The following is a 26,170-nucleotide window of genomic DNA, read 5'->3' as shown; positions in this document are numbered from 1 at the left end:
ACGGCGCCGCCGCTTTACTCTACAAATAAAGATGCGAAATAAGGAGGATAAAAGATTGAGAGATAAGTGCATAAAATCGATCATCGTCTTATTTTTGTTCATGGGAACGGCTGCTCTTGGCGCGATTCCGGCCTCGGGAACAGAAAGGGAAACAAAAGCGACAGTTGAGAATAAACCGTTAGACCTTTTGGAAAAGATGAGCCCCGGCTGGAATCTCGGCAACACGCTTGATGCCGTCCCCACCGAAGGCTCATGGAACAACCCGCCTGTTCAGGAGCACACATTTGACGATATTCGCGAGGCAGGGTTTAAAAGCGTCAGAATTCCCGTGACCTGGGATTCGCATATCGGCGGCGCTCCGGATTACAAGATTGCCCCGGAGTGGATGAATCGGGTGGAACAAGTCACAGACTGGGCGTTAAAAAGAGACTTCTATGTCGTATTAAATGTCCATCACGATTCATGGCTGTGGATCAACCGCATGGGAAGCAGCCAGCAGGAAACGCTGGAAAAACTGGGTAAAGTATGGACACAGATCGCAGACCGCTTCAAAAACAAAAGCGACCGTCTGCTCTTTGAAATCGTCAATGAACCGACGGGAATGAGCGCCTATCAATTGAATCTCCTCAACCGTGAGATGTTGAGGATGATCCGCGCTACAGGCGGGCAAAATGCCGAGCGTCTCGTTATCGTCGGCGGGCTGGAAGACAACAAGGATGAGCTGCTCAATACATTTGAACCGCCTGATGATGACAGAATCGTGCTGACCTTCCACTACTATTCCCCATGGGACTATGTCTCCAACTGGTGGGGCCGGACGACTTGGGGAACGTCCAAAGATATCGAAGACATGGAGCGGGATATTAAACCGGTTTATGAAACATTCGTTGCGAAAGGTTATCCGGTCATTATCGGCGAGTACGGGACGCTGGGCGCCAATGAGAAGTATTCCAAGCGTCTTTACCACGATGCGCTTGTCGGACTGGCTCACAAATATCAAATGGTCACCATGTGGTGGGATAATGGGAATGACCAGTTCGACCGGACAACAAGAACCTGGCGCGATCCGGTTGTAAAAGACATCGTCATTCAAGCGGGGCGGGGCATCTCTAATGCCATCGTCAATCCGGGAGACCTTTATATCAGAAAAGGGCAGTCCATCACCGATCAGACGATGGAAATCCGCCTGAGCGGAAACAAGTTTGCGGGAATCCGGCACCGATCGGAACAATTGCAAAACGGAACTGATTATACGGTCTCCGGACAGTCGGTGACGATCAAAGCATCATATTTGGCAAAGCTCATTGACGGATCGCCGGCATTCGGAACGAAGGCAGAGCTTACCTTTGCGTTTGACAAAGGAGCGAGCCAGGTGGCCGACGTGATTCTGTATGGCGCGCCGAAGCTTGAGAAAGATGAGTTTACGATCAGCAGGTCGAATATCAAGGGAGATTTGGAAATCCCCGCTTCTTTAAACGGGACGAAGCTCGCCACCGTTAAAGGTGTCGTGGACTCGACCGGCAGGCCGGTTCTTGAAGACGTATGGTCATGGACGCCATACTTGAACTATGACGAAGATTTTTATGAAAAAGCCGGGAAGCTGTATCTCAGAGAGCGCGTTTTACACTTCTTGAAGAGCGATTCGACCTTTACATTTGAAATGTGGCCGAAGGGTGTCGAAGTAGCCGTGAAAGTGAAAGTCACGCCTTAAAGAAACGGGCGATTAAAAAGACAGGGAGCGGCGGCGAAAATCAGATGCCGCCGTCACCTCAGTGAAAGCGGGGAGAACCATGAAAGCGCGAAAAATGTTGCTGCACTTGCTGATGGTGCTGTTAGCGGCATGTTCGGCCATGCTGCCCGGCGATAACCGGGCATTTGCCGCATCTCCTTTTGTGGAGACATCGGGAACAATTTTTAAATTGAACGGAAAAGATTTTTATTTTGCAGGAACCAATAACTATTATTTTCACTACAAATCTAAAAAAATGGTCGATGATGTATTTGAAGATATGAAAGCGATGAATCTGAAAGTGATCCGGATTTGGGGCTTTCTTGACGGCACGCCGCAAGAAAACTCCGTCATGCAGCCAAGGCCCGGGGTATTCGATGAATCAGGCTTTTCAAAGCTTGATTACGCCATTTACAAAGCGGGCCAGACCGGGATAAAACTGGTCATTCCCTTTGTGAACAACTGGGACGATTTCGGCGGGATGAATCAATACGTCAGATGGTTTCAGGCTTCCGGACATGATGCGTTTTATACCCATCCCGGCATTAAACAGGCTTATAAAGATTATGTCGCTTATATGCTGAACCGGGTAAACACTTATACGGGCGTAAAGTATAAGGACGATCCCGCCATTATGACATGGGAACTGGCAAACGAGCCAAGGGTTCAGTCGGATAATAGCGGCGACACGCTCATTGAATGGGCTGATGAAATGAGCGCATTTATTAAATCAATCGATCAAAACCATCTTGTCGCGGCAGGAGATGAAGGGTTTTATCGGATTGAAGGCCATCCGGACTGGACATACGGAGGCGGAGAAGGCGTTGACTGGAAGCGGCTGACCGCCTTGCCCGGCATTGATTACGGAACCTTCCACCTGTATCCCGACCATTGGGGCAAAACCGCGGAATGGGGAAACCGGTGGATTTTGGATCATATTCGTGACGGAAACGAAATCGGCAAGCCCGTCGTTCTGGAGGAATACGGCTACCTGGACAAAGCGAGGCGGGATGCCGTCTACAGCACCTGGCTTGATATCATCGAGTCACAGGGCGGCGCCGGAAGCCAATTTTGGATTTTAACCGGCATTCAGGACGACGGCACCCTTTATCCGGATTATGACGGCTTCCGGATTATTCATCCGAGTACGTCTGCTTCCGTCATTTCAGAACATGCGGAGCGAATGAACGAAAAGTCGTTCAAAATAAAGGAGAAAACCGCAACCGATTTGCAATAAAAATATGGTTATGGTATAGTTTTATTGGAAATGCTAACGATAGCCGAGGCGAAGAGTGGGGAAACCCGCTCTTTTGTATTGAACAGGCAATTTTGTCTCGACATGTTCATCGTCTTTTCTTTAGCCCCTGCTTCTTAAAAAGCGGGGTTTTTACGAGAGAGCTGATGAATGGGAGCCTGCACAAGGAGGAAAAGTATGAGTAGCAAAGTGGTCGAAACAGCAAGCGAAATGGTTCAGCCCATATTAGACAATCTTCAGCTTGAACTCGTTGACATCGAATTTGTCAAGGAAGGGCAAAACTGGTTCCTTCGCGTGTTTATTGATTCTGATGACGGCGTCGACATCGAAGAATGTGCAAAGGTTAGCGAAGCGCTGAGTGAAAAGCTTGACGAGGCTGATCCGATTCAGCAGAACTACTTTCTTGAAGTATCATCTCCCGGAGCGGAACGGCCTTTAAAGAAAGAAGCCGATTTCACGAAAGCGCTCGGAAAAAACGTATACATTAAGACGTACGAACCTATTGAAGGCAATAAAGAATTCGAAGGCGAGCTTTCTGCATTTGACGGTGAAACCGTAGAAATTACAGTCACGATCAAAACACGGCAGAAAAAAATCCAGATACCGTACGAAAAAATAGCAAAAGCAAGGCTGGCTGTTTCGTTCAATTAATTTTTGACTGTTTAAGGGGGAAACCATAAACATGAGTAGTGAGTTGTTAGATGCCCTGACTGTTCTTGAGAAAGAAAAGGGAATCAGTAAGGAAATTATTATTGATGCAATTGAGGCTGCGCTCATTTCCGCATACAAGCGGAACTTTAACCAGGCGCAGAATGTCAGGGTCGATTTAAACCGCGACACCGGCACAATCCGCGTTTTCGCACGCAAGGACGTCGTGGACGAAGTCTATGATCCGCGCCTTGAAATCTCGATTGAAAACGCAAGAAACATCAACCCGAACTATATTGTCGGGGACGTCGTGGAAATAGAAGTTACCCCGAAAGATTTCGGCCGCATCGCCGCCCAGACGGCGAAGCAGGTGGTTACCCAGCGCGTCCGCGAAGCCGAGCGGGGCGTCATCTATTCAGAATTTATCGACCGTGAAGAAGATATCATGACAGGCATCGTCCAGCGGATCGACAATAAGTTCATCTACGTTTCTCTGGGCAAAATCGAGGCGCTATTGCCCGTCTCTGAACAAATGCCGAACGAGGTCTACAAGCCTCACGACCGGATCAAAGTGTACATCACAAAGGTCGAGAAAACGACGAAGGGTCCGCAGATTTATGTTTCAAGAACTCATCCCGGATTATTAAAGCGCCTCTTCGAAATCGAAGTTCCTGAAATCTACGATGGAACCGTCGAGCTTAAGTCTGTGGCGAGAGAAGCAGGAGACCGCTCGAAAATCTCCGTCCGGACGGACGATCCAGACATCGATCCGGTCGGCGCCTGCGTCGGCCCTAAAGGACAGCGCGTGCAAGCGATCGTCAATGAACTGAAAGGCGAGAAAATCGACATTGTCCACTGGTCAAGCGATCCCGTCGAATTTGTCGCAAATGCGCTGAGCCCTTCCAAAGTCCTTGATGTCATCGTCAATGAGGAAGACAAGGCGACAACCGTCATCGTCCCTGATTACCAGCTTTCGCTCGCCATCGGCAAAAGGGGCCAAAACGCCCGGCTGGCCGCAAAGCTGACAAGCTGGAAAATCGATATTAAAAGCGAAACTGATGCAAGGGAACTTGGGATTTATCCAAGGGAGCTTGAAGAAGAGTCTGAAGAGCTCTTTTTAGAGAGCGAAACTCCAGAAACGGATGAATAAGAGGTGACCTTTGGTGAAAAGCCGAAAGAAGATCCCGCTTCGAAAATGCGTCGTAACAGGGGAAATGAAGCCTAAAAAGGAGCTCATCCGCGTCGTCCGCTCCAAAGAAGGGGAAGTTTCAGTAGACCCGACTGGCAAAAAGAACGGCCGGGGAGCTTACCTTACGCTTGATAAAGACGTAATCTTAACCGCAAAAAAGAAAAACAGCTTAGCAAATCAGCTTCAGGCACAAATTGATGATCAGATTTTTGATGAATTGCTGGAACTGGCGGAAAAGGAGACCAGATAGATGTCGGAATCAGAGTGGTTTTCCTTGCTGGGCCTGGCGAATCGAGCTCGAAAGGTCGTGTCCGGAGAAGACCTGGTTGTGAAGGAAATCAGGCATTTGCGCGCAAAGCTTGTTTTGCTTGCAGAAGACGCATCAGCCAACACGGAGAAAAAGGTAACCGACAAATGCAAGTACTACGGCGTGCCGTGTAAAAAAGTCGGAGACCGTACGATTCTCGGCCGTGCAATCGGCAAAGAATCCCGTGTGGCAGTGGCCGTCACTGATCAAGGCTTTGCGCAAACGTTGCTCCGAAAGCTCGATTAATTTTTTTGGGGGTGAACGAATGGCTAAAATGAGAGTTTATGAATATGCAAAAGCCATAAATGTTTCAAGTAAGGATGTCATCGCGTCATTGAAAGATATGAATATCGAAGTCAATAACCATATGGCAATGATTGAAGAAAGTGCAATCAAACAGCTTGATAAAAAATTCAAAAAAGGCGCCGGACAGCCTGCGGGAAACAAGCAGGCCGAAAACAAAAAAAGCGCCGATCGAAGCGGCCAAAAACCTCAGCAAGAAGCCGCAAAACAGAATGCCGGAACTAAGCCAAAGAAAAATCGAGACGGAAAGAAGAATAACGTGCAAAATACTCAATTTAACAACAAAAACAAGAAGAAAAACAACAACAACAAAAAAAACAAGCGCAATAGAAACCATCATTCTCCGCAGGAGAAGCAGGTTAAACCGAAAAAGGAACTGCCTGAAAAAATCTCGTTTACAAATTCAATGACGGTCGGCCAGCTGGCCGAAGAACTCGGCAAAGAGCCGTCAGAAATCATTAAAAAACTGATGCTGCTCGGAACTATGGCGACGATCAACCAGGATCTCGACAAAGATACGGTTGAACTGATCGCTTCCGAATACGGCGTTGAAGTCGAAGAAGTGATCGTCCACGAAGAAACCGAATTTGAAAAGTACGAGGAGCCTGATCGCGAAGAAGATCTTGAAATCCGTCCGCCTGTCGTGACGATCATGGGTCACGTTGACCACGGAAAAACGACGCTTCTTGACAGCATCCGCAAAACGAAGGTTGTCGAAGGAGAAGCAGGGGGTATCACGCAGCATATCGGCGCTTATCAAATCGAAGAAAACGGCAAAAAAATCACGTTCCTCGATACGCCGGGACACGCCGCATTCACGACAATGCGCGCCCGCGGAGCGGAAGTCACCGATATTACGATTCTCGTCGTCGCGGCTGATGACGGGGTTATGCCTCAGACGGTCGAAGCGATCAACCACGCAAAAGCCGCAGAGGTGCCGATTATCGTCGCCGTTAATAAAATCGATAAACCGACGGCAAACCCGGACCGCGTCATGCAAGAGCTGACAGAGCACGGCCTCGTTCCGGAAGCATGGGGAGGAGACACGATTTTCGTTCCGCTTTCCGCTCTTTCAGGCGAAGGAATCGACGAGCTGATTGAAATGATTCTGCTTGTCAGCGAAGTAGAGGAGCTTAAAGCGAATCCAAACCGCAGGGCGAAAGGTACGGTCATCGAAGCCGAACTTGATAAAGGAAAAGGCTCTGTGGCAACATTGCTCGTCCAAAACGGAACGCTTCGCGTCGGAGATCCGATCGTTGTCGGAAACACGTTCGGCCGCGTGCGTGCGATGGTCAACGATGTCGGCAGACGCGTCAAAGCGGCCGGCCCGTCAACTCCTGTTGAAATCACAGGTCTTAACGAAGTTCCGAACGCCGGGGATCAGTTCCTTGTCTTCAAAGACGAAAAAACGGCCCGCTCGGTCGGTGAAGCGCGCGCTTCCAAACAGCTTGAAGAACAGCGCAGCGATAAAGCGAAGCTCAGCCTTGACGACTTATTTGAACAGATCAAACAAGGAGACGTCAAAGATATCAATCTTGTCGTAAAAGCCGATGTTCAAGGCTCTGTTGAAGCGCTGGCGGCAGCTCTTCAAAAAATCGAAGTGGAAGGCGTCAGGGTAAAAATCATTCATACAGGCGTCGGCGCGATTACCGAATCAGATATCATTTTGGCTTCCGCGTCAAATGCGATCGTTATCGGGTTTAATGTAAGACCTGACGGTAATGCTAAGAGTACCGCCGAAGCCGAAAATGTGGATATCCGCCTTCACCGCATCATCTATAAAGTCATCGACGAAATTGAAGCAGCGATGAAAGGCATGCTTGATCCGGAGTACGAAGAAAAAGTGATCGGCATGGTCGAAGTCCGTCAAACATTCAAAGTCTCCAAAATCGGCACGATTGCCGGAGGCTATGTGACGGAAGGTACGATCACGCGCGACAGCGGAATCCGCTTAATTCGCGACGGCGTCGTCATCTTCGAAGGCGAAGTCGATGTTCTCAAACGCTTTAAAGATGACGTAAAAGAGGTTTCACAAGGATATGAATGTGGTATCACCATTAAGAATTACAATGACATCCGCGAAGGCGATATGATCGAAGCGTATGTCATGCAAGAAATTGAAAGAAAGTGATCGGTTTCGCCGAATGCGAATGCATCATCTATGATGCATCCTCACTCAAGGAAAAACGGGCGGTTCTGAAGCGGATCATCACAAGGATCCGCGGCAGGTTCAACGTGTCTGTCTCAGAGATTGCCTACCAGGATTCGTGGCAGCGCACATGCATTGGAATCGCCGCCGTTTCTTCCTCTCGCGTTCAAACGGAAAAAGAGCTTCAGCGGGTTCTAAGCTTTATTGACTCTTTTCCGGAAATCGAACGGACGATCACGAGAACAGAGTGGTTTTAACGTAGAGGTGGTATGGACATGAGTATGAGAGCTACCCGTGTGGGTGAACAGATGAAAAAAGAACTTGGCGACATTATCGGAAGAAAGCTGAAAGACCCGAGAATCGGGTTCTTAACGGTTACCGATGTCAGCGTCTCCGGCGACTTGCAAATCGCCAAGGTGTACATTTCCGTTCTTGGCGATGAAAAGAAAAGAGAAGAGACGCTAAAAGGCCTTGCAAAAGCGAAGGGCTTTATCCGGTCCGAATTGGGGAATCGGATCAGGCTCCGCAAAACACCTGAAATCCAGTTTGAATTCGATGAATCAATCGATTACGGAAACCGCATCGAAACATTGATCCATGAACTGCATTCAGACAAAGAAGAATAAACAGCTGAAAAAGAGGATAGGCGGTTTTTTAACCGCCTGTCCTTTTTAGCTGAAATGAGAAAGGAGCGGATGTTTGCATGTACAACGGAGTCCTGCTTTTACATAAACCGGTCGGGATGACCTCCCATGACTGCGTCATGAAGATCCGCAAAATGCTAAAAACAAAAAAAGTCGGTCATACAGGGACGCTTGATCCCGAGGTGTCAGGCGTTCTCCCAATCTGTATCGGCAGGGCGACCAAAATCGTTGAATACTTGACGGAGAAATCAAAAACGTACGATGCCGAGGTTACGCTTGGCTTTTCAACGACGACAGAGGATCAGACGGGGGAGATCACCGAAAGAAAGCCGGTCGGCACTCCGCCTGATGAAGAAGCGGTGAGGAGCGTCCTTAAAAGCCTTGAAGGCAGAATCGAACAAGTGCCGCCGATGTATTCGGCAGTCAAAGTAGGCGGCAAAAAACTGTATGAATATGCAAGAGCGGGGATCGAGGTTGAAAGGCCGAAGCGCACCGTCACCATTCATCATATCGAACTGACCTCTGGAGTCGCGGGAGAAGAGGATACGGCCCGGTTCAGGTTTACTGTGACATGTTCCAAAGGCACTTATGTCAGGACTCTGGCGGTCACTATCGGCGAAAAGCTCGGGCTTCCGGCCCATATGTCCCATCTGATCAGGACGGCTTCAGGCAATTTTTCGCTTGAGGAGTGCCTGACGTTTGAAGAGATTGAGGATCACATCGCAAACGGCACATTGTCCGGGCAGCTCGTCCCGATCGAGCGTGCGCTTGATCATTTGCCGAAATGGATAATTAGTGATACATTAGCTAAGAAAGTGGAAAATGGCGCAGTGCTTGAAACACCCGCGGGCTTAACACACTTGACCGGCGAAGACCGCCTGGCGGTTTTCACGGAAGACGGCCGTTGTATTGCCGTTTATTTTCCTCATCCTGCAAAGCCGGGACTGTTAAAGCCTGCAAAAGTACTCGTGCAAAAAAGCGAACAATAAGAAAAGGTGACCGTTCTTGAAGACGATACATATTTCTCATCCGCACGACCTGAAGCGTGAGGACTTTCCAAAATCAGTTATGGCACTAGGTTATTTTGACGGTGTTCACCTGGGGCATCAGCAAGTGATTCGGACGGCTGAAACAATCGCAAAGAGAGAAGGAGCGAAAACGTCCGTGATGACGTTTCACCCTCATCCTTCGGCCGTGTTGAAAAAAGGCTCAGAGCCTAAAGACTTAATTACGCCTTTAAGCGAAAAGATCAGTATCATCGAAGGGTTGGGGGCCGATTATTTATATATCGTGGAATTCAGCCCCGAATTTGCTTCCCTTTCGCCTGAAGAATTTATCGAGCAATATATTCTCGGTTTTAATGTATGTCATGTCGTGGCAGGCTTTGATTTTACTTTCGGGAAATTTGGAAAAGGCACGATGGGAAACTTCCAGGAATTTGCCAAAGGCCGCGTGAGAGGTACTTGTGTCGCCAAATATTCCAATCAGGATCAAAAGGTGAGTTCGACACGGATCCGCACCGTCATCGGGGCAGGCGACGTAGAGTATGCCGCTGAATTGCTCGGAAGACCGTACTATGTCAAAGGCATCGTGATTCACGGTGATAAAAGGGGCCGGACGATCGGTTTTCCGACTGCCAATATCGGGCTTTCCGACGCGTACATCGTGCCGCCGACAGGCGTATATGCCGTCAAAGCGGAAATCGGCGGGACGTCGTACAACGGAGTCTGCAATGTCGGATACAAGCCGACGTTTTACGAAAAACGCCCTGACCAGCCTTCGATCGAAGTGAACTTATTTGACTTTAACCGGGAGATATACGGAACTGATATAAAAGTCGAGTGGTACAGACGCTTGAGAAGCGAGAAAAAATTCGGCAGCGTGGACGAACTGGTCGCACAAATTTCGAAAGACAGGGAAGAAGCGATCCGCTTTTTTCAAGAAGCGAAGCTGACCGAAATTTAACAGGTATAAAAACAGCGGACATCCGTCAACAATGATGATGAAAATGAAACATACGGCAAAGTTTCTCATAAATGCCTTGCATCAGGCCGGTCTTTCTAGTATCATATTGTCTGTAGCTTTAAAACCGATCACTTGGCAAATCGATTCACCGGCGTTTGCTAGGTAACCGGGGCTAATAACATTTGGAGGTGAAACAGGATGGCAATTACTCAAGAACGTAAAAACCAACTCATCAATGAGTTCAAAACACACGAATCTGACACGGGATCACCGGAGGTTCAGATCGCTATCCTAACTGATCAAATCAACAACCTGAACGAGCATTTGCGCGTTCATAAGAAAGACCATCACTCACGTCGCGGTCTTCTTAAAATGGTAGGTAAACGTCGTAATCTTCTTACGTATCTTCGTAACAAAGACGTAACTCGTTACCGTGAGTTGATCAACAAACTAGGATTACGTCGATAATCGTAAAAAGCGGGAGGATTCCCGCTTTTTTATCGTATAAAAACGAATATCCGGCAACTCCAAAACACGTGGTTCATATATATGATCTTAATTAACTGATTCGATCTCTACATAGCACTTTGCCATTGATATGTTCAATTCATTTCGTTCATAATAGGAGTAACGTAAAAACTATCCGAAGAGAGGAGTTCATATAAGAATGGGACAAGAGAAACACGTCTTTTCCATAGATTGGGCCGGCCGAAAACTGACCGTTGAAACCGGCCAGCTTGCAAAACAAGCAAACGGAGCCGTTCTGATCCGTTATGGAGATACTGCGGTTCTAAGCACAGCAACGGCTTCAAAAGAGCCTAAAACCGTAGATTTCTTCCCTTTAACCGTGAATTACGAAGAAAGGCTTTATGCTGTCGGAAAAATTCCGGGCGGTTTTATTAAAAGAGAGGGCAGACCGAGCGAAAAAGCAATCCTGGCCAGCCGATTGATCGACCGTCCGATCCGTCCGCTGTTCGCCGACGGTTTCCGCAACGAAGTTCAAGTCGTCAGCATCGTGATGAGCGTTGATCAGGACTGTTCGTCAGAAATGGCGGCAATGTTCGGTTCATCCCTTGCGCTGTCGATTTCTGATATTCCGTTTGAAGGACCGATCGCCGGTGTTACAGTGGGCCGGGTCGACAACGAATTCATTATCAATCCGACGCTTGAGCAGCTTGAAAAAAGCGACATTCATTTAGTCGTGGCCGGAACGAAGGATGCCATCAACATGGTGGAAGCCGGAGCAGACGAAGTTCCCGAGGAGATCATGCTTGAAGCGATCATGTTCGGTCATGAGGAAATCAAACGCTTAATCGCATTCCAGGAAGAAATCGTCGCCGTCGTCGGAAAAGAAAAATCAGAAGTCACTCTGTATGAGATCGATTCCGATCTGAAAGAAAAAGTGAAAGCCATGGCTGAAAGCGATCTGTTAAAAGCCATCCAGGTTCACGAAAAACACGCGCGCGAAGACGCGATCAACGAAGTAAAAAAAGAAGTTGCAGCAAAATTTGAAGAAGAAGAGCATGATGAAGAAACGCTGAAACAGGTGAACGACATTTTGTCACAGCTTGTGAAAAATGAAGTGCGCCGCCTGATCACGGAAGAAAAGGTTCGTCCGGACGGCCGGGGCGTCGATGAGATCCGCCCGCTTTCCTCAGAGGTCGGACTGCTTCCGAGAACGCACGGTTCCGGCCTGTTCACGCGCGGACAGACGCAGGCGCTCAGCATCTGTACGCTGGGTGCGCTCGGCGATGTTCAAATTTTGGACGGTCTCGGTGTAGAAGAATCAAAACGCTTCATGCACCACTACAACTTCCCGCAGTTCAGCGTCGGGGAAACAGGACCGATGCGCGGACCGGGGCGCCGCGAAATCGGACACGGAGCCCTCGGAGAACGGGCGCTTGAACCGATTGTTCCGTCTGAAAAAGACTTTCCGTACACCATCCGCCTTGTCTCTGAAGTACTTGAATCAAACGGTTCGACTTCCCAGGCCAGCATTTGCGCAAGCACGCTGGCGATGATGGACGCAGGGGTGCCGATCAAAGCGCCGGTTGCCGGAATCGCCATGGGGCTTGTCAAATCCGGCGACAACTACACGGTCTTAACCGATATTCAAGGTATGGAAGATCACCTCGGAGATATGGACTTTAAGGTTGCGGGAACGTCTAAAGGCGTCACAGCCCTGCAAATGGATATTAAAATTGCCGGTCTCTCAAGAGAAATCTTGGATGAAGCGCTTCAGCAGGCGAAAAAAGGCAGAATGGAAATCCTTGATAGCATGCTGAACACATTGGCTGAATCGAGAAAAGAGCTGTCTCCATACGCACCGAAAATCTTGACGATGACGATTAATCCGGATAAGATCCGCGATGTTATCGGACCAAGCGGAAAACAAATCAATAAAATCATTGAAGACACAGGCGTTAAAATCGATATCGAACAAGATGGCACGATCTTTATTTCTTCAACAGATGAAAGCATGAACCAAAAAGCGAAGAAAATCATTGAAGACCTTGTCAGAGAAGTTGAAGTCGGACAGCTTTACCTAGGTAAAGTCAAACGGATTGAAAAATTCGGCGCTTTCGTCGAGCTCTTCAGCGGAAAAGACGGTCTCGTTCATATTTCAGAGCTTGCGCTTGAACGTGTCGGAAAAGTTGAAGACGTCGTGAAAATAGGCGACGAAATCCTTGTCAAAGTAACAGAAATCGATAAGCAGGGACGTGTCAACTTATCAAGAAAAGCAGTACTCCGCGAACAGAAGGAAAAGGAAGAACAAAAGTCTTAAAACGGTGTCCGTCTTGCTTCTGTTAAGCTGAAAAAACGAAAAAGGAAGCCTGGGGGACCCGGCTTCTTTGTTTTAAGCAAAATTGTTTCCAAAAACCGCTCCAGTTCTATCTTGTCCTTTTCCCACATATTTTGTGGGGAAGGGAGGAAATACAATTGAAAAGAAAATTCGTTCCGTTTGCCGTTTTTTTCTTTTTATTGCTTGTATCATATCAGGTCATGAATCATCCGTACTCACTAGATTACATAGATGCAATGACAAAGGACGCGGCTACCGTTGCCGCCCAAAAGGACGAACTGTATCAGGAACTGCTTCAAAAAGCTCCTGAATATGAAGTGAAAGCCCAAAATGCAAAAATCGATAGAATTTGGAAAGCGATGCCCGGCTATAATGGGTTAAAGGTAAATATCGAAAAATCGTACAAAAAGATGAAGCGTTCAGGCACATTCGATGAAAAGCTTCTCGTCTATGACCAGGTCAAACCGGAGGTCCGCCTTGAGTCTTTGAAGCCTGAACCGATCTACCGCGGGCATCCCGACAAACCGATGGTCTCGTTCCTTATCAATGTCGCCTGGGGAAATGAGCACTTAACAAAGATGCTTCCTGTTTTGAAAGAGAACGATGTGAAAGCCACTTTTTTTCTCGAGGGCAGATGGGTGAAAAATCATCCTGAGCTGGCGAAAACCATTGTAAGAGACGGGCACGAAATCGGAAACCATTCATACAATCATCCCGATATGAGCAAACTGACGAGTGAACGCATTTCGGAACAGCTGCGGCTGACGAACCGGCAAATCAAAGAAACGATTGGCGTTGAGCCGAAATGGTTTGCTCCGCCGAGCGGAAGCTTTCGCAAAGAAGTTGTAGATCAGGCCCGCAAGATGGGAATGGGAACGGTGATGTGGACAGTTGATACGATCGATTGGCAGAAGCCGCAGCCGGCCGTCTTGCAGCATCGGGTATTAAGCAAAGTACATAACGGCGCCATGATTTTAATGCATCCGACAGATCCAACCGCCAAAAGCCTCGGAATCTTGATTCAGAAGCTGAAAGAAAAAGGCTATCATATCGGAACTGTCTCACAGCTGCTGAACGAAAAAAGGCTTGCGGTAAAATAGATGCTCAGGGCCCGTTCTTTGAATAGGAGGAACAGATTTGATAAAACGGTATACTTGTCAAAATGGGGTAAGAATTGTACTCGAGAACAATCCCACTGTCCGGTCCGTCGCGATCGGGGTTTGGATCGGAACCGGATCAAGACACGAAACACCGGAAATTAACGGCATTTCGCATTTTTTGGAGCACATGTTTTTTAAAGGGACAAAAACGCGTACGGCCAGAGACATCGCCGAGTCGTTTGACAGAATCGGGGGACAGGTCAATGCGTTTACCTCAAAGGAGTATACGTGCTATTATGCCAAAGTTCTTGATGAGCATGCGAGCTATGCATTGGAAGTGCTCTCAGACATGTTCTTTCATTCAGCTTTTGACGAAGAAGAATTAAAAAAAGAAAAAAACGTCGTTTACGAAGAAATTAAAATGTATGAAGACACGCCTGACGACATCGTCCACGATCTGCTCAGCAAAGCGTCGTACGGAGGGCATTCCCTCGCCTATCCGATTCTCGGAACAGAGGAAACGCTTGCCACGTTTGACGGGGATGCCTTGAGAGGGTATATGGACGAATATTACACGCCTGACCGCGTCGTGATTTCGATTGCCGGGAATGTTTCTGACAGCTTTATTAAAGAAGCCGAAAAGCATTTTGGCTCATATGAGGCAAAAGGAAGAAGAACGGGAACGAGTAAACCGGAATTCCGGCATGAAAAAATGGCGCGGAAAAAAGAAACCGAACAGGCTCATCTCTGCCTCGGCTTCAACGGCCTGGAAGCCGGCCATCCAGAGATTTACGATTTGATCGTGCTCAACAACATCCTCGGAGGAAGCATGAGCAGCCGCCTTTTTCAGGATGTCCGCGAAGATAAAGGGCTCGCCTATTCCGTATACAGCTACCACAGCTCGTACGAAGACAGCGGAATGATGACCATTTACGCCGGAACAGGCGCGGGTCAGCTTCAGCTTCTTTCGGATACGATCCATGAAACGCTTCGCGTTTTAAAAACAGAGGGCATCACGCCGAAAGAACTTGAAAACAGCAAAGAGCAGATGAAAGGCAGCCTGATGCTGAGCCTTGAAAGCACAAACAGCAAAATGAGCCGCAACGGCAAAAACGAGCTGTTACTTGGAAGGCACCGGACGCTTGATGAAATCATCGAAAAGCTGAATGCCGTTAACCTGGACCGGGTTAACAGCCTCGCGAACCGCATTTTTACCGATGATTTTTCAACGGCCTTAATCAGCCCGACCGGAGAGCTGCCGAAGTAATATATGCCTGAAAAACATGCCTGTTTAAAAGTGCAGGCATGTTTTTTGTTTGGAGAACATACATCATTACAAAAGGGGGGTTTTTCGATGAGGCTCAGTGAACTATCCGGAAAGGAAATCGTGGATGTCAAGCGGGCCGAGCGCCTCGGCATTTTAGGACAGACCGACCTTGAAATCAATGAACAGGACGGACAGATTACCGCTCTTATCATCCCGTCGGTCAAATGGTTCGGCTTTAGAAAACAGGGGAATGACATCAGAGTGCCCTGGAAGCAGATCCGCAAGATCGGATCTGACATGATCATTCTCGACGTTCCGGAAGAACTCGGGAATCACGACGAATAAACTTCTTTTTCATAATGCAAGAACCGGCCCGGCTCCTCAAGCCGGGTTTTTTTATTGCCTTGAGATCACCCGGAATATTTCAATTCACCGCCATTTCCTTTTTTTCATATGATGACATTAGCTTATGAATTAGATCCTTGTCAAAAAGAAGGTGAATATAAAGCCATGTTAACCGGATTGACGATTGCAATCATCGGCGGTGATGCGAGGCAGCTTGAAATCATCCGCAAGCTGACCGAACAGGATGCACAGGTGTTTCTGGTCGGTTTTGACCAGCTTGACCACGGATTTACGGGCGCCACCAAATTAAAATTAGGCGAACTCGACTTCGGAGCGGTAGACAGCATCGTTCTGCCTGTATCAGGAACATCGGCAGACGGCGCGGTTGCCACCGTTTTCTCGAATGAAGAAGTTGTGCTAATGCAGGAGCATTTGGAAAAAACAAAGCCTCATTGCACGATCTATTCAGGTATATCAAACGATTATTTAGAAGGTATCGCCAAGGGATCAAACCGCCGGCTCATCAAGCTTTTTGAAAGAGACGATATCGCGATTTACAACTCGATACCTACAGTTGAAGGGGCCATTATGATGGCTATCCAGCACACCGATTATACGATTCACGGCTCAAACGTCATGGTTCTCGGACTCGGACGGACCGGCATGAGCATCAGCCGGGCGTTTTCCGCTCTCGGAGCCCGCGTCAAAGTCGGCGCGAGAGCCTCGGCACACCTTGCCAGAATCATGGAGATGGGCCTCACTCCTTTTCACATACATGAACTTGGGGAGCACGTCGAAGATACCGATATTTGCATCAATACCATTCCAAGTCTCATTCTCGATCACGCCGTCCTATCCCGAATGACACCCAGAACATTGATTCTCGATTTGGCGACCCGCCCGGGGGGCACCGACTTCGAATTTGCCGAAAAACAGGGCATCAAAGCGCTGCTTGCGCCGGGTCTTCCGGGTATTGTCGCTCCTAAAACGGCGGGTCAGATCATCGCCAACGTTTTGTGCAATCTTTTATCACCATCAACAACCGATTGAAGGGGGCTGTCATAATGTCGATCAAGGGAAAAAGAATCGGATTTGGCCTTACGGGTTCTCACTGTACGTATGATGCCGTTTTTCCGCAAATCGAAAAGCTCGTCGATCAAGGAGCAGAGGTCAGGCCGATCGTGACGACAACGGTAAAATCGACGGACACACGCTTTGGAGAAGGGGAAGAATGGGTTAGGAAAATCGAAGAGCTCACGGGTTTTGAAGTTATCGATTCCATACCGAAAGCGGAGCCCCTCGGACCGAAAACACCGCTTGACTGCATGGTGATTGCGCCGCTGACGGGAAATTCGCTGAGCAAGCTCGCAAACGCGATGACGGACTCTCCGGTATTAATGGCGGCCAAGGCGACGGTCCGCAATTCCCGCCCCGTCGTCCTCGGCATATCGACGAACGATGCGCTCGGTTTAAACGGAGTGAATCTGATGAGGCTGATGACGACGAAAAACATTTTCTTCATCCCGTTCGGGCAGGATGATCCGTTTAAAAAACCGAACTCGCTCGTCGCAAAAATGGATCTTTTGTTGCCGACAATAGAAGAAGCGCTTGCATACAAACAGATGCAGCCGGTTCTGATCAGCAATTACCAATAATTTTTGAGAAAATGAAGATGTAACAAAAAATATCAATCATCAGGCTTACTTCTATGTTAAAATATAATGTAAAATTGCATAGTCAACCAATCGTCATTAACGATAGGGTGGAAGGAGTTTTACAATTGGGCAGAGGATTACATGTAGCAGTAGTTGGTGCGACAGGAGCTGTAGGACAGCAAATGTTAAAAACGTTAGAAGACAGAAACTTTGAACTGGATAAACTGACTTTATTATCCTCAAAACGTTCAGCAGGTATGAAACTTACATTCAAAGGCGAAGAGCACACTGTACAGGAAGCGGTTCCGGAAAGCTTTGAAGGGGTAAACATCGCATTGTTCAGCGCAGGGGGAAGCGTTTCAAGGGCGCTCGCTCACGAGGCTGTCAAACGCGGTGCGATCGTCATTGACAATACGAGTGCGTTTCGGATGGATGAAAACACTCCTCTCGTCGTGCCCGAGGTCAATGAAGAAGATTTGCATCAGCATAACGGAATCATCGCAAACCCGAACTGTTCAACGATCCAAATGGTTGTAGCGCTTGAGCCTATCCGCAAGGCTTTCGGTTTAAATAAAGTCATCGTGTCAACCTACCAGGCTGTTTCAGGTGCCGGCAATGAAGCTGTAAAAGAGCTGTACGGCCAAACGGAAGCCATCTTAAAAGGCGATTCGTACGAACCGCAGATCATGCCTGTAAAAAGCGATGAAAAGCACTACCAAATCGCATTCAACGCGATTCCTCAAATCGATAAGTTCCAGGAAAACGGCTTTACGTTTGAGGAAATGAAAATGATCAATGAAACGAGAAAAATCATGCATATGCCTGATCTGGAAGTTGCGGCCACTTGCGTCAGACTGCCGATTGCAACTGGGCATTCAGAGTCCGTCTACATCGAGACAGACCGCGATGATGTCACAGCAGAGGATATCAAAAATCTGTTAAAAGAAGCTCCGGGCGTCATTCTTCAGGACGATCCTGCAAATCAGGTATACCCGATGCCGGCTGATGCAGTAGGGAAAAGAGACGTGTTCGTTGGACGCGTCCGCAAAGACCTTGACCGTCCGAACGGATTTCACCTGTGGATTGTGTCCGACAACCTGCTGAAAGGTGCGGCCTGGAACTCCGTACAAATCGCAGAAAGCCTAAAAGCTTTGGATTTAGTTTAAAATATACTAAGATTTCTTACTGGAGATGCGAGAAGAGAGTGAGGCCCATTCGGCCCCTCTCTTCTGTTGCGTCCGAAATAAACTTGGAGTGAAATACATTGAAAATCATCGTTCAAAAATTTGGTGGAACCTCTGTTAGGGATGACCGCGGCAGAAAGCTTGCCTTGCACCATATACAAGATGCGGTCAATGAAGGATATAAGGTTGTTGTTGTCGTATCGGCAATGGGCCGTAAAGGCGATCCGTATGCGACCGATTCGCTCCTTGATCTCCTTTACGGGGGACAGGAAACGATTACGGAACGGGAGCAGGACTTACTGCTCTCATGCGGTGAAACGATTTCTTCCGTCGTGTTTACAAGCATGCTGCTGGAAAACGGCATTAAAGCCGCTGCATTGACCGGTGCTCAAGCCGGTTTTTTAACCGATAATCAGCACACGAACGCGAGAATCCTCGAAATGAAGCCGGAACGCCTTATCAGCATGCTGGCTGATCATGACGCTGTCGTCGTCGCAGGCTTTCAGGGAGCTACTGCCAAAGGTGATATCACGACGATCGGCCGCGGCGGCAGCGATACATCGGCCGCGGCGCTCGGAGCGGCGCTGGACGCCGAATTTATTGATATTTTCACAGATGTCGAAGGCGTTATGACCGCCGATCCGAGAATCGTAGAAAAGGCAAAGCCGCTTCCTGTGATTACCTATACGGAAATCTGCAATTTGGCTTACCAGGGTGCAAAGGTTATCCACCCGAGGGCTGTGGAAATCGCGATGCAGGCGAAAGTGCCGATTCGCGTGCGCTCGACCTATTCAAAAGAAAAAGGAACGCTTGTGACAAGCCACCATACGTCAAAGGCCGGAAGCGACGTATTTGAACGGCTCATCACAGGCATCGCCCATGTCAAAGATGTAACGCAGTTTAAAGTCCCGGCAAAAGAGGGACAATACATCGTGCAGACAGAAGTGTTTAAAGCGATGGCGAACGCAGACATCAGCGTGGATTTCTTTAATATTACGCCGAGCGAAATTGTATATACGGTCGCCGGAAACATGACAGACCGGGCAGAAAGCATACTGAAGGAATTAGGCTATGAGCCTGCCGTTACAAGAAATTGTGCAAAGGTTTCGGCCGTAGGGGCAGGCATCATGGGCGTGCCTGGCGTCACCTCAAAAATCGTTACCGCTTTATCGGAAAAGGGCATTCCAATCCTTCAGTCGGCAGACAGCCATACGACGATTTGGGTGCTCGTCCACGAGAAAAACATGGCGACTGCCGTGAACGCTCTGCACGAAGTGTTTGAACTATCAAAATAAATGTGATTGAATCATGATGAGGTGAAAAAAATGAATTTCGGAAATATTGCAACCGCAATGGTTACGCCCTTTGACAAAAACGAAAATGTCGATTTTCAAAAATTGTCAAAGCTGATCGATTATTTATTGAAAAACGGAACGGATTCACTTGTCGTCGCCGGAACTACCGGTGAATCGCCGACCTTGTCAGAAGAGGAAAAAGTTGCACTCATTCAATATACCGTCAAGGAAGCGGCAGGCCGCGTGCCTGTGATCGCGGGTACGGGCAGCAACAATACGAAGGCATCGATCAAGCTGACGAAAAAAGCGGAAGAAGCAGGGGCAGACGCGATCATGCTTGTGACGCCGTACTACAACAAACCTTCCCAGGAAGGAATGTACCACCATTTCAGAGCGGTTGCCGAAGAAACATCGCTGCCGGTCATGCTGTATAATGTGCCGGGACGCACGGTTGCATCGCTGGCTCCGGAAACGGCGATCCGCCTGGCGGAAATTCCGAATATCGTCGCGATCAAGGAAGCGAGCGGTGATCTCGAGGCGATCACAAAAATCATCGCTGAAACGCCTGATGATTTTGCTGTGTACTCAGGTGATGACAGCCTGACGCTTCCGGTTCTGTCAGTGGGAGGAAGGGGAATCGTTTCCGTTGCTTCACACATCATCGGACCGGAAATGCAGCAGATGATCAAACATTACATCAATGGGGAGACGAAAGAAGCGGCCTTGATCCATCAGAAGCTTCTGCCGCTGATGAAGGGGCTTTTCGCTGCTCCAAATCCGTCGCCTTTAAAGACCGCTCTTCAGCTGAAAGGTCTTGACGTCGGCTCTGTCCGGCTTCCTTTAGTTCCGCTGAATGAAGATGAGCGTCTCCGTTTAAGCAGCCTGATGAACAGCCTGTAACAACATATACGGACGAAAACGGTCATTCTCTTTTTTGGGTTTGGCCGTTTGTTCTATACATAATGGTTCTTGTTTTCTAAATTTAGATTCAGGTATAATAGGGACAAGTGATGATGGACGGGTACTTAGATTAGGAGGATTACAATTTGAAAAAAAATACAGAAAATATTAGAATCATCGCCTTAGGTGGCGTCGGGGAGATCGGAAAAAACCTTTATGTCATTGAAATCGACTCTGACATATTCGTGGTTGACGCCGGACTCATGCATCCAGAAAATGAAATGCTCGGGATCGATGTGGTTATACCGGACATTTCCTACTTAATTGAACGATCTGACAGAGTAAAGGCGATTTTCCTCACACACGGACACGAAGAAAACATCGGAGGCGTGTTTTACTGCCTGAACAAGCTATCCGTGCCTGTTTACGGAACAAAACTGACACTTGCCCTTTTAAAAGAAACGCTAAAACAATACGGCTCAAATAAAAAAGCCGATTTAAGAGAAATCCACTCCAAATCCGTTATTACATTTGAATCAACGAAAGTATCTTTTTTCAGGACAAACCACAGCATTCCGGATTCGGTAGGCATCAGCTTTAAAACGTCCCTCGGATCCATCGTGTGCACGGGCGATTTTAAATTCGACCAGACGCCTGTTTTAAACCAGACCAGCGACATCGGCGAAATCGCCAAGATCGGCAATTCAGGCGTGCTGTGCCTGCTGTCGGACAGCGCCAACGCCGAAAAACCGGGTTATACTCCTTCTGAAGCAGTCGTCGGAGGCGAAATTTCTGATGTGATGTATAATGCCGAAAACCGTGTGATCGTGGCCGCGTTCGCTTCAAACTTCAACCGGATTCAGCAGGTGATTGACGCTGCTCTGCAAAACGGCAGAAAACTGGCGGTATCAGGGAAAAATATTTCCGCTATTCTGCAGCTGGCGATCAAGCTCGGTTATGTGACCGCTGATGAGGACATGTTCATACCTGTCCAAGACGTCAAAAAGTATCCGAAAAGGGAAGTGGCCATTTTAACGGGAGACAATCACGGTGAACCGCTGGCGGCCTTGACAAGAATCGCAAAACAGGGTCATAAGCAGCTTGACATTGAAGAAGGTGATACCGTATTGATCGCTTCTTCTCCTATACCCGGCCAGGAGCTGATTTATTCCAAAGCCGTCGATCTTTTAACAAGGGCGGGCGCCAACGTCGTATTTGCACAGAAGCGCGTACATGTGTCAGGACACGGCTGCCAGGAAGAGCTGAAGCTCATGCTGAACCTGCTGAAGCCGAAGTATTTAATTCCCGTAAACGGCGAATACAGAATGCAAAAAGCGCACTCAAAGCTTGCCGAAGAAATCGGGATGAAGCGAAGCGACATCTTTTTGGTTGAAAAAGGAGACGTCGTTGAGTTCCGCGGGCAAAACGTAAAAATCGGCGATAAAGTCCAGTCAGGAAATATTCTGATTGACGGCCTCGGCGTCGGAGACATCGGCAACATCGTGCTCAGGGACCGTCGCCTTCTGTCCCAGGATGGAATCTTAATCGTTGTCATCACCCTCGATAAAAAGAAAAAACATCTTGTATCAGGACCCGAAATTATCACGAGAGGTTTTGTCTATGTCAGGGAATCTGAACAACTGATCGTAGAGGCGACAGAGCTTGTCAGAGAAATCGTAAAAGAAAGCACCGAAAACGCCGTCGTCGAATGGTCCGCTTTAAAACAGACCATGCGTGACGCATTAAATCAATTCTTATATGAAAAAACAAAACGAAAACCAATGATCATCCCAATCATCATGGAAGTATAAAACCAAGAGGATTCCCTCTTGGTTTTTTTGTCCCGTCTGCACTGAATGAAAAAACCGCCATTGTCCATAATACAAAAAGAAACTCGAGAAAGAGGTGGGCCAGATGGACTCAAACCGGATGCAAAACGGGGAAGGACAAGGGGAGCAGCCGGCAAAGCAGGACGCTAAGGACAATCTCGTCAACAAAATTCAGCAGCTTGGCGAAACGACGCTTCCTCAAATGGGACAGGATTCAAACATTCACTGCCTGACCATCATCGGACAGATTGAAGGGCATGTACAGCTTCCGCCCCAAAACAAAACGACAAAATATGAACATGTCATTCCACAGATTGTCGCTATCGAGCAAAATCCTAAAATCGAAGGGCTGTTGATCATTTTAAATACCGTAGGCGGAGACGTGGAGGCAGGTCTGGCGATTGCCGAGATGCTTGCTTCTCTTTCAAAACCGACCGTATCGATCGTGCTAGGAGGCGGGCATTCAATCGGTGTTCCGATCGCTGTTTCCTGCGATCACAGCTATATCGCCGAAACGGCTACGATGACGATCCATCCGGTCAGATTGACGGGGCTTGTGATCGGTGTACCGCAAACGTTTGAATACCTTGATAAAATGCAGGAGAGAGTCATTAACTTTGTGACCAGCCATTCAAACATTTCGGAAGAGAAATTTAAAGAGCTGATGTTTTCAAAAGGCAACCTGACAAGGGATATCGGAACGAATGTCGTCGGGAAAGATGCGGTCAAGTACGGGCTGATCGATGAAACAGGCGGAGTCGGTCAGGCGATTCAAAAGCTCAATGAATTGATCGAACAAGAACGCGGCGGGAAGGAAAGGATGATTCAATGATTCTTTATACAACAATGCCGCAGGAAATCGTGTTCGCCGGCCAGGCGGAACAGACAAACCTGAGGCAGATCGACGTCAACGGCGTGCCGCTCCTCGTCGAAATGAACGGGGAAGAAGCGAAAGTGGTTCAGGTCTTAAGCACAAATCCGATGGATTTTTTAAAGCAGGAGACGGCTCCGGGCCAAACGCTCAAACTGACATTTTATAAATAGCTGAAGTGTCGTCAGGATAAATATGCTATAATAGGGGAATCCAGAGGAAAAATCGCAGCCAAAACCGGGCTGCTTTCTCTTTGTTTTTACATTTTTTACATGCAGTAAGGTGATGGAACATGGCAAAAAGAAAAAGAAAATCAAAAAAGAAGCAAAAACAGGTTAAAAGAATTAATCTAAAATATGAACTGTACGGTTTAATCTGTATCGCCATTTCGATTATTACGGTGTTGCAGCTTGGCGTTGCAGGCCAAACGTTCATTTACATGTTCCGTTTTTTCGCAGGCGAGTGGTTCATTCTGTTCGTTCTTTCTCTCTTCCTAACAGGCGTATCGCTGTTTTGGAAGAAAAAAACGCCGAGTTTTTTGACGAGAAGAAAAGCGGGGCTTTATTGCATCGTCGCAAGCATATTGCTTTTATCACACGTCCAGCTGTTTCAGCATTTGACAGACAGGGGGATGATCGAATCTCCGAGCGTGATCCAAAATACGTGGGAGCTGTTTTTAATGGACGTAAAAGGCGAAACCGGAACGCCTGATCTGGGAGGCGGGATGATCGGGGCGCTCTTGTTTGCGGCATCTTATTTTCTGTTCGCATCAGCAGGCTCGAAAATTATCGCTATTTTTCTGATCCTGATCGGGCTCCTTTTGATCACCGACCGCTCCCTTCAGGAGACGCTGATCAAATGGACGGCTCCTGTTGCCGGGTTCGTGAAGAATCAGTGGCTCGCATTTCTCGATGATATGAAGGATCTGAAACAGCAATCGTCCAAAAAGAAATCCGGAAAAAAACAAAAAACCGAGCGGAAACCAAAACCCGCGGCAGAGCCTGTTCAGGATGCGGCGGAGCAAGATGCGGTAATTCATACGGAGCCGATTATTTCAAGCTTTTCGGACCGTGACGAAAAGCCGGAAATTCAAGCTTATGAAGCGGCCGAACCGGCAGCAAAAACGCCGCCGGAACCCGAAAGCGGTGGGGATGCAGAGGCTGCTCCCGAGATCGCCTTTACAGAGCTTGAAAACAAAGACTATCAGCTGCCGCCGATCAGTTTGCTGGATGATCCGAAGCATACAGGACAGCAGGCTGACAAAAAAAATATTTATGACAATGCACGAAAGCTCGAAAAGACGTTCCAAAGCTTCGGAGTTAAGGCGAAAGTAACCCAGGTTCATCTCGGCCCGGCCGTGACGAAATACGAAGTCTACCCTGATGTCGGCGTCAAGGTAAGCAAGATCGTCAATTTAAGCGATGACTTGGCGCTTGCACTTGCCGCCAAGGATATCCGCATCGAAGCGCCGATACCGGGCAAATCGGCGATTGGAATCGAAGTGCCGAATGCGGAAGTCGCGATGGTTTCCTTAAAAGAGGTGCTCGAATCGAAGCTGAATGACCGCCCTGACGCAAAGCTGATGATCGGCCTCGGCCGGAATATTTCCGGAGAGGCGGTTTTGGCCGAATTAAACAAAATGCCCCATCTCCTTGTCGCAGGTGCAACGGGAAGCGGAAAAAGCGTCTGTGTCAACGGCATCATTACAAGCATATTAATGAGAGCGAAGCCGCATGAGGTCAAAATGATGATGATCGATCCGAAAATGGTCGAGCTTAATGTGTACAACGGCATTCCGCACCTGCTTGCGCCTGTCGTGACAGATCCGAAAAAAGCGTCACAGGCTTTAAAAAAAGTTGTAAATGAGATGGAGCGCCGCTATGAACTGTTTTCTCACACGGGGACGCGGAATATTGAAGGATACAACGACCACATCAAAAAGATGAATGCATCCGAAGAAGCAAAGCAGCCGGAACTTCCGTATATCATCGTCATTGTGGACGAGCTTGCAGACTTGATGATGGTCGCTTCCTCTGATGTCGAAGACTCGATTACAAGGCTGTCGCAAATGGCCCGCGCGGCTGGAATCCACTTGATCATCGCGACGCAGCGTCCTTCCGTCGATGTCATCACAGGGGTCATTAAAGCGAATATTCCGTCAAGGATCGCCTTCAGCGTGTCTTCACAGACCGATTCCAGAACGATTCTTGATATGGGGGGCGCTGAAAAGCTTCTCGGAAGAGGGGACATGCTGTTTCTGCCTGTCGGAGCCAACAAGCCGCTCCGCGTTCAGGGGGCTTTCTTATCAGATGAAGAAGTCGAAAAAGTCGTCGATCATGTCATCACACAGCAAAAAGCCCAATACCAGGAGGAAATGATCCCGGAAGAAACGTCTGAAACGCTCAGCGAAGTGACGGATGATCTCTATGATGAGGCTGTAGCGCTCGTTGTCGGCATGCAGACGGCATCCGTTTCGATGCTGCAAAGGCGGTTCCGCATCGGCTACACGAGGGCGGCCCGGCTCATCGATGCCATGGAAGAACGGGGAGTTGTCGGTCCTTATGAGGGATCAAAGCCCCGTGAAGTCTTACTGTCAAAAGAGCAATATGAAGAACTCTCTTCCTGATAGAAGAGAGTTCTGTTGGACATAAAATTATTATGTAAATTAAACAAGTGTAAAACGTCTATTTATTTATTTGACAAAACATGATATAGTTATCCTCAATTAAAGA

General features: G+C 48.1%; 25 protein-coding genes. All 25 read left to right on the top strand.

Translation table 11 applies throughout. The annotated features are described in order from the left end of the window. Positions 1-55: 55 nt before the first annotated feature. The 25 genes from NSQ39_RS10655 (at position 56) to NSQ39_RS10535 (ending at position 26,064) form a co-directional block, all read left to right on the top strand. Entirely contained in the window at positions 56-1,711 is a 1,656-nt protein-coding gene (locus tag NSQ39_RS10655) for a cellulase family glycosylhydrolase (protein ID WP_046128926.1), read from the top strand. Between the two features lie 79 nt (positions 1,712-1,790). After that, on the top strand, positions 1,791-2,966 hold the full coding sequence (locus NSQ39_RS10650; protein WP_046128925.1) for a glycoside hydrolase 5 family protein: 1,176 nt from the start codon (positions 1,791-1,793) through the stop codon (positions 2,964-2,966). A gap of 195 nt (positions 2,967-3,161) precedes the next feature. Beyond that, positions 3,162-3,635 (top strand): ribosome maturation factor RimP, encoded by a 474-nt coding sequence (gene rimP / locus NSQ39_RS10645; RefSeq protein ID WP_046128924.1) that lies wholly within the window; start codon positions 3,162-3,164, stop codon positions 3,633-3,635. Between the two features lie 31 nt (positions 3,636-3,666). Next, positions 3,667-4,782 carry a transcription termination factor NusA gene (gene nusA / locus NSQ39_RS10640; RefSeq protein ID WP_046128923.1) on the top strand — a complete coding sequence of 372 codons (1,116 nt, stop codon included), beginning with the start codon at positions 3,667-3,669 and terminating at the stop codon, positions 4,780-4,782. A gap of 13 nt (positions 4,783-4,795) precedes the next feature. Further along, entirely contained in the window at positions 4,796-5,071 is a 276-nt protein-coding gene (gene rnpM, locus NSQ39_RS10635; RefSeq protein WP_082094016.1) for an RNase P modulator RnpM, read from the top strand. Then, positions 5,072-5,374 (top strand): YlxQ family RNA-binding protein, encoded by a 303-nt coding sequence (locus NSQ39_RS10630; protein WP_046128922.1) that lies wholly within the window; start codon positions 5,072-5,074, stop codon positions 5,372-5,374. It abuts the gene before it with no gap. A gap of 19 nt (positions 5,375-5,393) precedes the next feature. After that, the gene (infB, locus tag NSQ39_RS10625; protein WP_046128921.1) at positions 5,394-7,562 is read left to right on the top strand and encodes a translation initiation factor IF-2; all 2,169 of its coding nucleotides are present in this window, start codon (positions 5,394-5,396) and stop codon (positions 7,560-7,562) included. Beyond that, positions 7,559-7,837: a DUF503 domain-containing protein gene (locus NSQ39_RS10620; protein WP_046128920.1), complete on the top strand. Its 279-nt coding sequence runs from the start codon at positions 7,559-7,561 to the stop codon at positions 7,835-7,837. The genes infB and NSQ39_RS10620 overlap by 4 nt, the downstream gene beginning before the upstream one ends. A gap of 18 nt (positions 7,838-7,855) precedes the next feature. Continuing rightward, on the top strand, positions 7,856-8,206 hold the full coding sequence (rbfA, locus tag NSQ39_RS10615) for a 30S ribosome-binding factor RbfA (protein WP_046128919.1): 351 nt from the start codon (positions 7,856-7,858) through the stop codon (positions 8,204-8,206). 77 nt (positions 8,207-8,283) lie between these two features. After that, entirely contained in the window at positions 8,284-9,213 is a 930-nt protein-coding gene (gene truB / locus NSQ39_RS10610) for a tRNA pseudouridine(55) synthase TruB (protein WP_046128918.1), read from the top strand. A gap of 16 nt (positions 9,214-9,229) precedes the next feature. Continuing rightward, a complete protein-coding gene (gene ribF, locus NSQ39_RS10605) occupies positions 9,230-10,189 on the top strand; it encodes a bifunctional riboflavin kinase/FAD synthetase (protein ID WP_175076228.1) in 960 nt (319 codons plus the stop codon). Between the two features lie 198 nt (positions 10,190-10,387). Continuing rightward, positions 10,388-10,657, top strand: coding sequence for a 30S ribosomal protein S15 (gene rpsO, locus NSQ39_RS10600; protein WP_006638123.1), 270 nt, complete (start codon positions 10,388-10,390; stop codon positions 10,655-10,657). A 199-nt stretch (positions 10,658-10,856) separates the two neighbouring features. After that, complete coding sequence (gene pnp / locus NSQ39_RS10595; protein ID WP_046128916.1) at positions 10,857-12,974, top strand: polyribonucleotide nucleotidyltransferase; 2,118 nt, start codon at positions 10,857-10,859, stop codon at positions 12,972-12,974. A gap of 218 nt (positions 12,975-13,192) precedes the next feature. Then, positions 13,193-14,092 carry a polysaccharide deacetylase family protein gene (locus NSQ39_RS10590; protein ID WP_099047104.1) on the top strand — a complete coding sequence of 300 codons (900 nt, stop codon included), beginning with the start codon at positions 13,193-13,195 and terminating at the stop codon, positions 14,090-14,092. A 37-nt stretch (positions 14,093-14,129) separates the two neighbouring features. Next, positions 14,130-15,359: a M16 family metallopeptidase gene (locus NSQ39_RS10585; RefSeq protein WP_046128914.1), complete on the top strand. Its 1,230-nt coding sequence runs from the start codon at positions 14,130-14,132 to the stop codon at positions 15,357-15,359. A gap of 87 nt (positions 15,360-15,446) precedes the next feature. Next, on the top strand, positions 15,447-15,704 hold the full coding sequence (locus tag NSQ39_RS10580) for a YlmC/YmxH family sporulation protein (RefSeq protein ID WP_046128913.1): 258 nt from the start codon (positions 15,447-15,449) through the stop codon (positions 15,702-15,704). A 165-nt stretch (positions 15,705-15,869) separates the two neighbouring features. Further along, complete coding sequence (gene dpaA, locus NSQ39_RS10575; protein ID WP_046132722.1) at positions 15,870-16,754, top strand: dipicolinic acid synthetase subunit A; 885 nt, start codon at positions 15,870-15,872, stop codon at positions 16,752-16,754. Between the two features lie 11 nt (positions 16,755-16,765). After that, positions 16,766-17,359 carry a dipicolinate synthase subunit B gene (gene dpaB, locus NSQ39_RS10570; protein WP_096892162.1) on the top strand — a complete coding sequence of 198 codons (594 nt, stop codon included), beginning with the start codon at positions 16,766-16,768 and terminating at the stop codon, positions 17,357-17,359. 125 nt (positions 17,360-17,484) lie between these two features. After that, positions 17,485-18,525, top strand: coding sequence for an aspartate-semialdehyde dehydrogenase (asd, locus tag NSQ39_RS10565; RefSeq protein ID WP_335498334.1), 1,041 nt, complete (start codon positions 17,485-17,487; stop codon positions 18,523-18,525). 98 nt (positions 18,526-18,623) lie between these two features. After that, a complete protein-coding gene (gene dapG, locus NSQ39_RS10560) occupies positions 18,624-19,838 on the top strand; it encodes an aspartate kinase (protein WP_046132845.1) in 1,215 nt (404 codons plus the stop codon). 30 nt (positions 19,839-19,868) lie between these two features. Beyond that, positions 19,869-20,738, top strand: coding sequence for a 4-hydroxy-tetrahydrodipicolinate synthase (gene dapA, locus NSQ39_RS10555; RefSeq protein ID WP_046132846.1), 870 nt, complete (start codon positions 19,869-19,871; stop codon positions 20,736-20,738). A 146-nt stretch (positions 20,739-20,884) separates the two neighbouring features. Continuing rightward, positions 20,885-22,549 carry a ribonuclease J2 gene (gene rnjB, locus NSQ39_RS10550; protein WP_046132847.1) on the top strand — a complete coding sequence of 555 codons (1,665 nt, stop codon included), beginning with the start codon at positions 20,885-20,887 and terminating at the stop codon, positions 22,547-22,549. 103 nt (positions 22,550-22,652) lie between these two features. After that, positions 22,653-23,399, top strand: coding sequence for a ClpP family protease (locus tag NSQ39_RS10545; protein ID WP_046132848.1), 747 nt, complete (start codon positions 22,653-22,655; stop codon positions 23,397-23,399). Then, on the top strand, positions 23,396-23,611 hold the full coding sequence (locus NSQ39_RS10540; protein ID WP_046132849.1) for a YlzJ-like family protein: 216 nt from the start codon (positions 23,396-23,398) through the stop codon (positions 23,609-23,611). The genes NSQ39_RS10545 and NSQ39_RS10540 overlap by 4 nt, the downstream gene beginning before the upstream one ends. Positions 23,612-23,730: 119 nt before the next feature. Continuing rightward, complete coding sequence (locus tag NSQ39_RS10535) at positions 23,731-26,064, top strand: DNA translocase FtsK (protein WP_175076230.1); 2,334 nt, start codon at positions 23,731-23,733, stop codon at positions 26,062-26,064. The last annotated feature ends 106 nt before the right edge of the window (positions 26,065-26,170 follow it).

The organism is Bacillus sp. FSL W8-0848 (genome assembly GCF_038007805.1).
Lineage (GTDB): Bacteria > Bacillota > Bacilli > Bacillales > Bacillaceae > Bacillus > Bacillus glycinifermentans.
Note: the sequence above shows the minus strand (reverse complement) of the source record. Positions and strands in the feature narration are given on the sequence as shown.